Annotated in this window: 8 protein-coding genes; 5 read left to right on the top strand and 3 right to left on the bottom strand. The window is 74.2% G+C overall.

The genetic code is table 11. From position 1 onward, the window contains the following. The first annotated feature begins 147 nt into the window (after positions 1 to 147). Complete coding sequence (locus tag ACFWJW_RS28480; RefSeq protein WP_387246759.1) at positions 148 to 4,827, top strand: hypothetical protein; 4,680 nt, start codon at positions 148 to 150, stop codon at positions 4,825 to 4,827. A gap of 24 nt (positions 4,828 to 4,851) precedes the next feature. Here the strand turns inward: ACFWJW_RS28480 and ACFWJW_RS28475 are convergent, their stop codons facing one another. Together ACFWJW_RS28475 and ACFWJW_RS28470 are read right to left on the bottom strand one after the other, a co-directional pair. Then, positions 4,852 to 5,937, bottom strand: coding sequence for an S-(hydroxymethyl)mycothiol dehydrogenase (locus ACFWJW_RS28475; RefSeq protein ID WP_387246756.1), 1,086 nt, complete (start codon positions 5,935 to 5,937; stop codon positions 4,852 to 4,854). 228 nt (positions 5,938 to 6,165) lie between these two features. Further along, positions 6,166 to 6,972, bottom strand: a complete 807-nt coding sequence (locus ACFWJW_RS28470) for an IclR family transcriptional regulator (protein ID WP_387246754.1) — start codon at positions 6,970 to 6,972, stop codon at positions 6,166 to 6,168. A 160-nt stretch (positions 6,973 to 7,132) separates the two neighbouring features. Here ACFWJW_RS28470 and ACFWJW_RS28465 point away from each other — a divergent pair, with 160 nt between their 5' ends. After that, positions 7,133 to 7,462 (top strand): bifunctional 3-phenylpropionate/cinnamic acid dioxygenase ferredoxin subunit, encoded by a 330-nt coding sequence (locus ACFWJW_RS28465; RefSeq protein WP_387246752.1) that lies wholly within the window; start codon positions 7,133 to 7,135, stop codon positions 7,460 to 7,462. An 11-nt stretch (positions 7,463 to 7,473) separates the two neighbouring features. Here ACFWJW_RS28465 and ACFWJW_RS28460 read toward each other — a convergent pair whose 3' ends face one another. Beyond that, positions 7,474 to 7,917 carry a hypothetical protein gene (locus ACFWJW_RS28460; protein WP_387246808.1) on the bottom strand — a complete coding sequence of 148 codons (444 nt, stop codon included), beginning with the start codon at positions 7,915 to 7,917 and terminating at the stop codon, positions 7,474 to 7,476. 314 nt (positions 7,918 to 8,231) lie between these two features. Between ACFWJW_RS28460 and ACFWJW_RS28455 the strand changes: the two genes are divergently transcribed. The 3 genes from ACFWJW_RS28455 (at position 8,232) to ACFWJW_RS28445 (ending at position 12,025) form a co-directional block, all read left to right on the top strand. Continuing rightward, a complete protein-coding gene (locus ACFWJW_RS28455) occupies positions 8,232 to 11,078 on the top strand; it encodes a nitrate- and nitrite sensing domain-containing protein (protein ID WP_387246750.1) in 2,847 nt (948 codons plus the stop codon). Next, positions 11,075 to 11,515 carry a roadblock/LC7 domain-containing protein gene (locus ACFWJW_RS28450; RefSeq protein ID WP_387246747.1) on the top strand — a complete coding sequence of 147 codons (441 nt, stop codon included), beginning with the start codon at positions 11,075 to 11,077 and terminating at the stop codon, positions 11,513 to 11,515. The genes ACFWJW_RS28455 and ACFWJW_RS28450 overlap by 4 nt, the downstream gene beginning before the upstream one ends. Before the next feature lie 96 nt (positions 11,516 to 11,611). Then, the gene (locus tag ACFWJW_RS28445; RefSeq protein WP_387246745.1) at positions 11,612 to 12,025 is read left to right on the top strand and encodes a DUF742 domain-containing protein; all 414 of its coding nucleotides are present in this window, start codon (positions 11,612 to 11,614) and stop codon (positions 12,023 to 12,025) included. Positions 12,026 to 12,036: the final 11 nt, after the last annotated feature.

The following is a 12,036-nucleotide window of genomic DNA, read 5'->3' as shown; positions in this document are numbered from 1 at the left end:
TCCCCGGCACGGTCGACCTAAGGGCGAGTGGCTTAGTGCGCGGGTGCGCGGCGACGGCCGCGCTGCTGCGTGGCGATCCGCCCGACTTGACCGCCCCCCGCCCCCCGCCCTCCCCGCCCCTCCCGACCACGACAACGAGAGTCCGCCATGTACGAGCTGTCCCGGGTCCGCCTCTACTCCATCGGGCCCGCCGGTGCGCGCTATGCCAACACCGTCATGGACCTGCGCGGAGTCGGTGCGCCCGTACCCCAACCGGCCCCGGCCCAGGCGGACTTCTTCGAGGACGAACCGGTCGGCCCGCCGCGCCGTCCGGCGCCCGCGGGTGTGCTCTTCCTGGAGAACGGCGGCGGCAAGTCCGTCCTGCTCAAGCTGATCTTCTCGGTGATGCTGCCCGGCCACCGCAACACCCTCGGCGGCGCCAGCTCCGGCGTGCTGCGCAAGTTCCTGCTCGCCGACGACTGCGGCCATGTCGCCCTGGAGTGGCAGCACGTCCTCACCGGCGAGAGCGTGGTCGTCGGCAAGGTCAGCGAGTGGCGCGGCCGGCAGGTCTCCAACGACCCCCGGAAGTTCGCCGAGGCGTGGTACAGCTTCCGGCCCGGCCCCGGTATGAGCCTGGACTCCCTCCCGGTCGCCGAGGCCACGGTTGTCCGCCCCCGCCAGGAGAGCGGCGAGGGCAGCTCCGGCGCGCAGGGCCGCCGCCGGACGATGAAGGGCTTCCGCGACATCCTCACCGAGGCCGGGAAGAACTACCCCAATCTGGATGTCGTCTGGGAAGAGATCCACGAGCGCTGGAACGAGCACCTCGGCGAGCTGGGCCTGGACCCGGAGCTCTTCCGCTACCAGCGGGAGATGAACGCCGACGAGGGTGAGGCGGCCGGCCTCTTCGCGGTCAAGAACGACTCGGACTTCACCGACCTGCTGCTGCGCGCCGTCACGGACACCCGCGACACCGACGGCCTCGCCGACCTGGTGCACGGCTTCGCCCACAAGCTCGGCCGGCGCGCCGAACTCACCGCCGAACGCGACTTCACGGCCGGCTCCCTCGATCTGCTCTCGCGCATCGCCGACGCCGCCGAGCAGCGTGAACGCGCCCGCGAGGTGCACGCCGGAGCCGAGCGCCGCACCCGCGGCCTCGCCCAGCGGCTGCACGCCCGGGGCACCGAGGAGCGCGGCCGCGCCGCCGAACTCGCCGAGCAGGTCGACGCCGCGGCGCACCGCGTGACCGACGCCGAGCGGGTACGCGAGCGCCGCTCGCTGGTCTCCGCCGAACTCGCCTACCGGCACGCCTCGCTGGCGCTGGCCGCCGCGGAGAAGGGCGCCGCCGCCCAGCGCCGGGAGCTCAACGACGCCCGTACGCTGCACAGCGCCTGGCAGGCCGCCGAGACCGCACTGCGGCACCGCGCCGCCGCGGACCGCTCCGCCCGGGTCGCCGCCGCCATCCGCGAGGCCGAGCGGGACGCCGCGCCCGCGCTCGCCGCCCGTGCCACCGCCGCCGCCGACCTGGTCCGCGCCCTGCACACGGCGGCCGAGGCCGGGGAGCGGATCGCCAATGAGGAGGAGGAACGCTCCGCCGCCCTCCAGGAGGCCGGCGAGTCGGCGCACCGCGACGCCACCTCCGCCGCCACCCACGCCCAGCGCGCCCGCAGTGAGGCCGAGCACCTCAAGCAGCGGCTCGCCGAGGTCGCCGAGGAGACCGCCGAGGCCGTACGGGCCGGCTGGCTGGACGACAGCGCCCCCGACGCCGACCCGGCCCGCGCCGCGCTCGCCGCCTCGGACGCCGAGAAGACCGCCGTCGAGGCATGGGACTCGGCCCGTGAAACCGCCCGGCAGGCCACCGACCGGGCCCGTGCGGCCACCGCCCGGCACTCCACCGCGGAGCTGGCGGCGGCCCGCGCCGAGGACGCCGCCGAGGCCGCCGAGCGCGCCTACGAGGCCGAGCGCCGGGCCGCCGAGTCCATCGGCGCCGAGCAGCGGCTCGCCGACCTCCTCGGCCTCCCGCAGTCCGAGGCCAAGTCCGTGCCCGGCCCCCGTACGGCAGCGTCCGGCACGGAACCGGGCGCCGCGCGCCGTCCCACCGCGGGCCCGCTGACCGCCGAGGAGCTGGACCGCAACGCCGACGAGCTCCGCGAGCTGCTGGAGGAGGGCGTCGCCGGCGCCGAACGGCAGCTGTTCGACCTGCGTACGGCCGCCGCCGACGATGCGCGGATCCTCGGCGCGCTGGGCGACGGCGGTCTGCTGCCGCCGGGGCCCGATGTGCTGGCCGCCGTGGAGTACCTCGGCGAGCACGGCGTTCCCGCGCTGCCGGGCTGGCGCTATCTCGCCCAGTCCGTCGACCCGGCCGACCACACCCGGGTGCTGGCCGCCCGCCCCGAGCTGGTCGACGGCGTGATCATCACGGACCCGGAGACCCATGCGCGGGCCCGCGAGGTGCTCGCGCAGGCCGCGCTGCTGCCCCGCTCGGCCGTCGCGGTCGGCACCGCCGCCGCGCTGCTCGCGCCCACCCCCGCGCCCGACGCGCGGGACACCGGCGTCTTCCTCGTCCCGCCGAACCCGGCGATGCACGACGAATCCGCCGCCGACGAGGAGCGCCAGGCGCTGCGGGCGCGCGCCATAGAGCGCGACGAGGAGATCCGGGCGCTGGCCGCCCGGCTCGCCGGGGACCGTGCGCTGGCCGCCCGGCTCGGCTCGTGGCGTACGGGCTGCCCGGCCGGCCGCCTCGGTGAACTGGCCACCGCCGCGCAGGAAACCCGGACCGCCGCCGAGGAGGCCGCCGCGGAGCTGGCCGAGGCCCGTGCGGCGCGCGCCGAGACCGATGAGGCCGCGGCCGAGGCCACCCGGGTGCGCGACGAGCGCCAGGAGGCGGCGCAGCGTGCCCGCCGCGCCGCCGATCTGCTGGCCGGGCTCGCCCACCGGCTGCGCGAGCGCGCCTCCTGGCAGTCCCGGATGCGGGAACTCGCCGACGAGGCGGCCGAGTTCGAGGCCCGCGCCGAGGAGTGCGTGGACCGGGCGCGGGCCGCCGACGAGGACCGCCGGGCCGCCCAGCGCGCCGCCGACGACGCCCGTCGTACCGCCCGCGCGCTGCGCGCCGAGCGCGCCGAGATCGCGGGTGTCCCGGACGACCTGGGGGAGGCCCCCGAGGGGGCGAGCGCGTCGCTGCCCGCGCTGCGCGAGGCGTACCGCGCCGCCTCCCAGCTCTACGAGAAGGTCGGCGTCGGTGCCGATCTGCGTGCCGAACAGGCCCGTGCCGAGGGCGACGAGAGCGCCGCCCTGGCGGAGCTGAACCGCCTCACCAACAAGGTCCGCACCCGCGCCGAGGCGCTCCTGGAGAGCCCGGACGCCGCCGACGGCCCGTCCCGGCAGGCCGCCGCGGCCCGCGCCGAGTCGCTGGTGCACATGCTGGAGACCCGCGCCTCGGCCGCCAGTGAGCAGCTCGGCCGGCTGCGCGGTGAGGCCGAGCGCCTCGCCCCCACGGACGGCGAGGCGCACACCGAGCTGCCCGAGGAGCTGGTGCCCGCGGACGCCGACCGCGCCAAGGAGCTGCTGCGCACCGCGGCGGGCGAACTGGCCACCGCCACCGAGGCGTTGACGGCCGCCCGGGACCGGCACGAGGAGCTGCTGCGCGGCCACCGCGCCGCCGAGGACGCGGCGGGCGGCTTCGACGAGACCGCCGCTCTGCTGCGCGATCTGCTCCGTGACCACCAGGACGCCGAGGACCCGGCGGACGGGCGGATCGAGGCGTACGCCGGACAGCTGGCGGACGCCCGGCAGGCCGCCGCCGAGTCCCGCCGCTCGCTGCGCGGCTGTGCCGCCGATCTGTCCACCGCCGAGTCCGCGGTGCGCGAGGCGAGCGACATCCTCGTACGGCACGCCAACTCCACCCGCTACGAACAGGTCCGCACCCCCGCCCGGCAGCAGATCCGCGAGCTGCCCGCCTCGGCCCTCCCGGATCACGCCGCCAAGTGGGCGGAGGCGTTCGCGCCCCGGCTGCGGGTGCTCACCGACGAGCTGGAGCAGCTGGAGCGCAACCGCGACTCCATCGTCGACCGGCTGCGCGGTCTGGTCGAGTCGTCGCTGACGACGCTGCGCTCCGCCCAGCGGCTGTCGCGGCTGCCCGAGGGGCTGGGGGAGTGGTCCGGGCAGGAGTTCCTGCGGATCCGGTTCGAGGACCCCGACCAGGCCACGCTCACCGAGCGGCTCGGCGAGGTGATCGACGAGGCGACCCGCGCGGCCGTGAAGAAGAACAGCGATCTGCGGCGGGACGGGATGTCCCTGCTGCTGCGCGGGGTCAGTGCGGCGCTCCAGCCGCGCGGGGTGGCCGTGGAGATCCTCAAGCCGGACGCGGTGCTGCGCGCCGAGCGGGTGCCGGTCGGGCAGATGGGCGATGTCTTCTCCGGCGGCCAGCTGCTGACCGCCGCCATCGCGCTGTACTGCACGATGGCGGCGCTGCGCAGCAACGACCGGGGCCGCGACAAGCAGCGGCACGCCGGCACGCTGTTCCTGGACAACCCCATCGGCCGCGCCAACGCGACCTATCTCCTGGAGCTCCAGCGCGCCGTCGCCGATGCGCTGGGCGTCCAGCTGCTGTACACCACCGGTCTGTTCGACACCACCGCGCTCGCGGAGTTCCCGCTGGTCATCCGGCTGCGTAATGACGCGGATCTGCGGGCCGGGCTGAAGTACATCAGCGTCGAGGAGCATCTGCGGCCGGGCCTGCCGCAGCCGGACCCGTCCGGCGAGGCGGTGCACGGGCAGATCACGGCGACGCGGATGTACCGCCGTCCGGAGGACCCGGCCCCCGAGGAGCCGGCGGACCCGGCCGGCGGGTGACCGGCGGCGAGGTCCTGCGGGCGGTCAGACCACGACCACCGACCGCAGGACCTCCCCGCGCTGCATCTTGGCGAAGGCCGGTTCGACGTCGTCGAGGCCGATGGTCTCGCTGATGAACCGTTCCAGATCGAGCTTGCCGCTCAGGAACAGATCGATCAGTACCGGGAAGTCGCGGCTGGGCAGACAGTCGCCGTACCAGGACGACTTCAGTGCGCCGCCGCGCGAGAAGAGATCGATGAGCGGCAGCTCGATCCGCATGTCCGGCTCGGGCACGCCGACCTGGACCAGGGTGCCGGCCAGGTCGCGCATGTAGAACGCCTGCCGGTAGGTCTCCGGGCGGCCCACCGCGTCGATCACCACATCGGCGCCGTGCCCGCCGGTGAGCGCCCGGACCGCCTCGACCGGGTCCGTCCCACGGGAGTTGACGGTGTCGGTGGCGCCGAACCGCTCGGCGGCGTCCAGCTTGCCGTCGTCGAGGTCCACGGCGATGACACGCCGCGCTCCGGCCCGGGAGGCGCCCGCGATGGCGGCGTTGCCGACGCCGCCGCAGCCGATGACCGCGACCGTGTCCCCGCTGCCCACACCGCCGGTGTGCACCGCCGCGCCGTACCCGGCCATCACCCCGCAGCCGATCAGCCCCGCGGCCTCCGGGCGCGCCGAGGGATCGACCTTCACCGCCTGCCCCGCGGCGACCAGCGTCTTCTCGGCGAAGGCGCCGATGCCCAGGGCCGCGGTCAGCTCCGTGCCGTCCAGCAGGGTCATGGGCCGGTCGGCGTTGCGGGAGGCGAAGCAGTACCAGGGGCGGGCGCGACGGCAGGCGCGGCACTGTCCGCAGGGCGCCCGCCAGGCGAGCACCACGTAGTCGCCGGGCGCGAGTTCGGTGACGCCGGCGCCGACGGCCTCGATGACACCGGCCGCCTCGTGGCCGAGCAGATAGGGGAAGTCATCGCCGATCGCGCCGTCGCGATAGTGCAGATCGGTGTGGCACACCCCGCTGGCCTGGACGGTCACGAGCACTTCGCCCGGACCGGGGTCGGGCACGAGGATCGGCAGCACCTCGACGGGGGCGCCCTTCTTGAGGGCGACGACGGCGCGGGCTTCGTGCGGCATGTCTCACTCCTAAAACAGCGCCTGCGGCGGCGGCAGGGCGGGTAGCACGCGTGAGGTGGCACGGATGCCGGTGAGGGGTTGGAGTGGTGCGCTGTGCTGAGAACGGGAACGGTGGTGGAGGACGCTCCGCCTCCGTCGCCGTGTTGCCTATAGTGCGCTTGGTTGCGCTATAGGAGACATGCTGGAAGTCCGCCAGGGATACGTCAAGGGGGATTTTCCGCTACCCGCTCAACCCGGGTACCCCATCCGGCGGGAGAGGTCGGCGGCCGCCTTCGCGGCCCGCTCCGCGAGCTCCGGCAGCAGCTGACGCTCCATCCGGTACGCCGGTCCCGAGAGGCCGATCGCGCCGATCACCGCGCCGTCGTGGGCCCGCACCGGCGCCGCCACCGCGTTCAGGCCGATCTCCAACTCCTCGCTGGTGCAGGCGAATCCGTCCTCCAGCGCCGCGGTCAGCTGCTCGCGCAGACCGGCCGCCGTGGTCAGGGTGTGCTCGGTGAACCGCGGCAGCTTGCGGGTCACCAGGGTCTCCCGGCGCGGGGCCGGCAGATACGCCAGCAGGACCTTGCCGCTGGCGGTGGCGTGCAGCGGGGTCCGGCGGCCCAGCCAGTTGTACGCGGTGACCGCCGCGGAGCCCCTGGCCTGCATGATGTTGACCGCGGCATCGCCGTCCAGTACCGCGATGTTGGCGGTCTCCCCGGTGTCCTCGGCGAGCGCCCGGCACACCGGCTGGCCCTCCTGGGAGATGTCCAGCCGGATCGCCGCGGCGCCCGCCAGCCGCAGCACCCCGGCGCCCAGGTAGTACTTCCCGCGCTCCCTCTCCTGCTCCACCAGCCCGCGGTTCTCCAGCACCCCGAGGATCCGGAACGCGGTCGACTTGTGGACGCCCAACTCCTCGCTGATCTCGGTCACCCCGGCCTCGCCCAGCTTGGCCAGGATCTCCAGCACGCTCACCGCGCGGTCCACGGACTGGACGGATCCCGCCCCGCCGCGCCGTTCCTCGGACCGGTCGTCTGCCGTATCGGAAGTGTTCGACATGGGTCTTTGTGTCACCACCCGGTGGCCCCGCGGGGCACGTCTGAAGGCATCTGACGGGAAGCCCTTGACGGCCCGCTCCCCGGCTTGGATTCTGTTGCGCATCGCGCTTTGCGATGCGTTATTCAGAACACATGATACCGATCAGCGAGAGGGGGGCCAGATGATTCCCGTCTGCCGTATCGAGGACCTGCCCGAGGGCGAGTCCGTCCGGATCGAGATCGACGACGCCACACCGGCCATCGCCGTCTTCCACGCCGAGGGCGGCTACTACGCCGTCGATGACACCTGTAGCCACCAGGACGCCTCGCTCTCCGAAGGCTGGGTCGAGGGCTGCTTCGTCGAATGCCCGCTGCATGCGGCGCTGTTCGACCTGCGCACCGGCGCCCCGGCCTGTCTGCCCGCCCGCCGGCCGGTGCGCACGCACCAGGTCGACGTCCTGGACGGCATCATTCATGTGCGCCCCGCCGTGCGGGAAGAGGCGGTGGCGTAAAAACCGGTCGGTCACGCGGCCGCGCGGTCGACCCCCGACGAAGCCTCCCGGGACTCCAGGCGCTGCTGCCGCCGGGCCCGGCGCCGCTCACGGCGCAGCTCCCGGGCCGTACTGCTCGGCTGTGACCGCACCCCGTTGCGCTGCACCCACACCTGGCGGGTCACCCAGACATCCAGCACGCCCCAGGTGGCGACCACCGTGCTGGCGACCGTGCTGAGCACCGCGGGAAACGCGAGCCAGGAGCCCGCCATCGTGCTCAGGAACGCCACCATGGCCTGGATCAGCGTGAGCGCCACGATGATGACGGCACGCACGGCGGCGGTGCGCACCGGCTCCGCCATCCGGGGCCGGGCCGCCGGTTCCTCCTGCCACAAAGACTGTCTGCCGGTGTCCATGACCGCGTCACTCTCCCCGCACTCTCCCCGCGTGTCCGGCTCCTTGGTGGCTGCCCGGATTTCACCGGTACACGCCCCTGGTGCCGTACCCCGTCCTTTCCCATGGTCACGTACCGAGCGCGCGCGGGGTTCCCCCGGGGGTAGAGCAAAACCGGCCAACCGACCGGCTTGCCGCCGGACACCGATGGCATCGGCCGGTCCCGGAAACTCGGGCGGGTTGTCCGGGAATCACCGGACAACTCCTGACGATTTCTCCCCCGCACCCGTCCCGACCTCCGAAGAGCCCTTCGGCTCGGTCACCCGAGAGTAGTAGGCTCGCGCCGTTTGTTGACGGAACACCACCCCCGTGCGCCGGGGTTGACGTAGGGGAGGCCATGCGCTTTCGCGGGAAGTCGGTCCGCCGGAAGATCGTGGCGTTGCTGCTCGTACCGTTGGTGTCCCTGACGTCCATGTGGGCGTTCACGACCTACCTCACCGGGCGGGAGGCCGACCAGCTGCTGGACGTCGGCAACGTCGTACAGAAGCTGGGGTATCCGGTCGAGGACGTCGTCCAGGCGCTGCAACGCGAGCGCCGGCAGAGCCTGCTGTACCTCGCCGACCGGCGCGGCGCCAACGCGCTCGGCGAGCTGCGGGCACGGTCCCGGGCCACCGACGAGGCCGTCACCCGGCTCCGCACCGACGCCGGCACCCGCGACATCCGCGAGGACCTCACCGGTGAAACCGGCAACCGGATGCGCGGCATCCTCAAGGGCCTGTCCGGACTCGGCTCGCTGCGCGCCCAGGTCGAGGACAACACCGTCTCCCGCGACGAGGCCCTGGAGGGCTACAACTCCCTCGTCGACCCCAGCTATGACTTCCTCGCCGCGCTCCACGCCCTGGAGAACGTGGAGATGGACAAGCAGGGCCGGGCGCTGGTCATCGTCACCCGCGCCCGGGAGGCCGTCGCCCGCGAGGACGCCCTGATGTCCGCGGTGCTCGCCTCCGGCAGCATGAGCAAGCGCGATCTGCGGGCGCTGTCCGACCGGGTCGCCGAGCGCCGGGTCCTCTACGAAACCAGCCTCCCCATGCTGCCCGCGAAGGACCGTGGCCTCTACCAGGACTACTGGCGCTCCGCACCGGCCCGCGAGCTGACGTCCTACGAGGACCGGGTGATCGCCGCCGGCGCCCAGGGCGGACCGGAGACGGTCAACGCCGAGCGCTGGAACACCGCGGCGAAGAAGGTCCTCGGCGACCTCCAGCGGATGGGCAAGGCCGCCGGTGACCGCTACCAGGAGCGGGTCGCCCCGGTCGCCACCAACATCCTGCTCAAGGCGGCCATCGCCGGTGTCCTCGGCTTCGTCGCGGTGCTGGTCTCGATCGTCGTCTCGTTCCGGATCGGCCGCCGCCACGTGCGCGACCTCATCCGACTGCGCAAGGCCGCCCATGACGTCTCCGGCGTCCGGCTGCCGAGCGTCATGCGGCGGCTGGCGGCGGGCGAACAGATCGATGTGGAGACCGAGGCGCCCCGGCTCGTCTTCGGCCAGGACGAGACCGGCCAGGTCGGCCAGGCGCTCAACACCCTCCAGCGGGCCGCGATCGAGGCCGCGGTCAAGCAGTCCGAGATGCGTCGCGGGGTCTCCGAGGTGTTCGTCAACCTCGCCCGCCGCAGCCAGGTCCTGCTGCACCGCCAGCTGACCCTCCTGGACGCCATGGAGCGGCGCACCGAGGACACCGACGAGCTCGCCGACCTCTTCCGCATCGACCATCTGACCACCCGTATGCGCCGGCATGCCGAGGGCCTGGTCATCCTCTCCGGCGCGGCCCCCTCCCGGCAGTGGCGCAAGCCGATCCAGCTGATGGACGTGGTGCGCGCGGCGGTCGCCGAGGTGGAGGACTACGAGCGGATCGAGGTGCGCCGTATGCCGCGGCTCGCGGTGGACGGCCCCGCGGTGTCCGACCTCACGCACCTGATCGCCGAACTCCTGGAGAACGCCACGGTCTTCTCCCCGCCGCACACCGCCGTCCAGGTGCTGGGCGAGCGGGTCGCCAACGGCTACACCCTGGAGATCCACGACCGTGGCCTGGGCATGACGCCCGACCTGCTGCTGGAGGCCAATCTCCGGCTCGCCGAGACCCCCGAGTTCGAGCTGTCCGACACCGACCGGCTCGGGCTGTTCGTGGTCAGCCGGCTCGCCCAGCGGCAGAACGTCCGGGTCTCCCTCCAGCCCTCGCCGTACGGCGGCACCACCGCGGTGGTCTTCCTCCCCGGGACGCTTCTCACCGAGACCGCCGACGGCGGCCGGGACGACGAGGAGCCGGCCACCGGCGGTCCCGTCGGCAACGAACTGGAGCACGCGGCGGGCAAGTTGGCCGCGCTGGCGCAGCTGCCGGTGCCGCGGCCCGAGCGCGAGCGGGACCCGGCCGTCATCGACGGGCCGGTCGAACTCGAGGCGCCGCTCGGCCCGGACGAGCTGGGCCCCGACGAGCCGGACGGCCCCTTCCGGAAGCGGGAGCGCGGCCGCGACCCGAAGGGCCCCGCCGCACCGGCCGGACCGTCCCCGGCCAAGCGCGCAATCGCCCCCGTGCCGCCCGCTCCGGAGGGCGAGCAGCACCAGCAGACCCGGGACCAGGCGCCCGGCGGACCGGCCCCGCTGCCGCGCCGCCGCCGCCCGCCGGTGCTGGTCTCCGACCACGGCCGAACGGTCGACGACCGCGACGCCCAGCGCAGGCGGGACGCCGAACGCCCGGCCCCCGAGGGCTCCGAACGTCCCGGCCCCGAAGGCTCCGGGCGTGCCGCGGACCGGCCGTCGTCGTCCGGCGCGCCCCAGGACCCGGCGCCCGGCACCCCGCAGCGCGCCGAGGGACCGGACACGCCCGCGCCGACCACGTCCACCGGCCTGCCCCGCCGCGTGCGGCAGGCCAGCCTCGCGCCCCAGCTCAAGGCCGACGCCGCCGAGCCGGCCCAGGCACGCGGCAGCGGGCCGGCCGCGGACGACCGGGACGCCGAGGCGGTACGCGCCCGGATGGCGTCGCTCCAGCGCGGCTGGCAGCGCGGCCGGCGCGACAACGGCGAGGAGCCACGCGAGACCGGCACGCCACCGCGGGACGAGGACCCGGCCGCGGACACCACAGGCCCGGACCGCACAGGCCCGGACGCCCGTGACACCGTTGACCATGACGGCGACGCCACCACGGGCAGCACAGCACCACCAGGAACCACATCGGGAGGGGACGGTCCATGACCGCACCGAAGGCAGCAGCTTCCACCGCACCGGTCTCGGCGAAGGGAGCCGGCGAGCTGAACTGGCTTCTGGACGAACTGGTCGAGCGGGTCGGATCCATCCGCAAGGCACTCATCCTCTCCAGCGACGGGCTGGCCACCGGCGCGTCCAAGGACCTGACCCGCGAGGACGGCGAGCATCTGGCCGCGGTCGCGTCCGGCTTCCACAGCCTGGCCAAGGGCGTCGGCCGGCACTTCGACGCGGGCCAGGTCCGGCAGACCATGGTCGAGCTGGACGATGCGTTCCTGTTCGTCAGCGCGGCCGGCGACGGCAGTTGCCTGGCCGTACTGGCCGATGCGGACTCCGATGTCGGGCTGATCGCGTACGAGATGACGCTGCTGGTCAAGCGCGTGGGCACGCACCTGGGCACCGCGCCCCGGTCCGGCCTGACCCCCTGAGAGCGACGAGGGTGACGCCATGAGCGCGGGTAGCCGGTTCCTCGTGCGCAGACGCGCGCCCCGCGGGTGCGGGGCCGGGCGCGGCGAGGTTGCGGCATGAGTGAGCAGGACGGCCGGGCGGCGCGGGACCGGGAGGCGGCGCGCTGGTTCGACGACGACGCGGGTCCGGTCGTCCGGCCGTACGCCATGACGCGCGGGCGCACCCGTACGGCGGCGGAGGGGCGCCTCGATCTGATCGCGCTGGTGATCGCCGAGAGCCGCACGGAAGAGGCCGTCGACGACCAGATGCTGTCGCCCGAGCATGTCGAGATCGTCGCGCTGTGCCGGCAGGAGCCGCTGTCGGTGGCCGAGCTGGCGGCCGAACTCGATCTGCCGGTCGGCGTCGTACGCGTCCTGGTCGGGGATCTGCTGGACGCGGAGCTGGTCCACGTCAGCAGGCCGGTGCCGCCCGCCGAGCTGCCCGACGAGAAGGTGCTGCGCGAGGTGATCGAGGGCCTGCGCGCGCTGTGATCCGCCGGGCG

The organism is Streptomyces sp. NPDC127097 (genome assembly GCF_042724075.1).
Taxonomy (GTDB): Bacteria; Actinomycetota; Actinomycetes; order Streptomycetales; family Streptomycetaceae; genus Streptomyces.
This window is presented reverse-complemented; position numbering and strand designations above follow the sequence as displayed.

Excerpts from the sequence above, each read along its gene's own strand:
- ACFWJW_RS28480 (WP_387246759.1), top strand. The coding sequence starts at position 148 with ATGTACGAGCTGTCCCGGGTCCGCCTCTACTCCATCGGGCCCGCCGGT.
- ACFWJW_RS28445 (WP_387246745.1), top strand. The coding sequence starts at position 11,612 with ATGAGTGAGCAGGACGGCCGGGCGGCGCGGGACCGGGAGGCGGCGCGC.
- ACFWJW_RS28455 (WP_387246750.1), top strand. The coding sequence starts at position 8,232 with ATGCGCTTTCGCGGGAAGTCGGTCCGCCGGAAGATCGTGGCGTTGCTG.
- ACFWJW_RS28450 (WP_387246747.1), top strand. The coding sequence starts at position 11,075 with ATGACCGCACCGAAGGCAGCAGCTTCCACCGCACCGGTCTCGGCGAAG.
- ACFWJW_RS28475 (WP_387246756.1), bottom strand. The coding sequence starts at position 5,937 with ATGCCGCACGAAGCCCGCGCCGTCGTCGCCCTCAAGAAGGGCGCCCCC.
- ACFWJW_RS28465 (WP_387246752.1), top strand. The coding sequence starts at position 7,133 with ATGATTCCCGTCTGCCGTATCGAGGACCTGCCCGAGGGCGAGTCCGTC.
- ACFWJW_RS28470 (WP_387246754.1), bottom strand. The coding sequence starts at position 6,972 with ATGTCGAACACTTCCGATACGGCAGACGACCGGTCCGAGGAACGGCGC.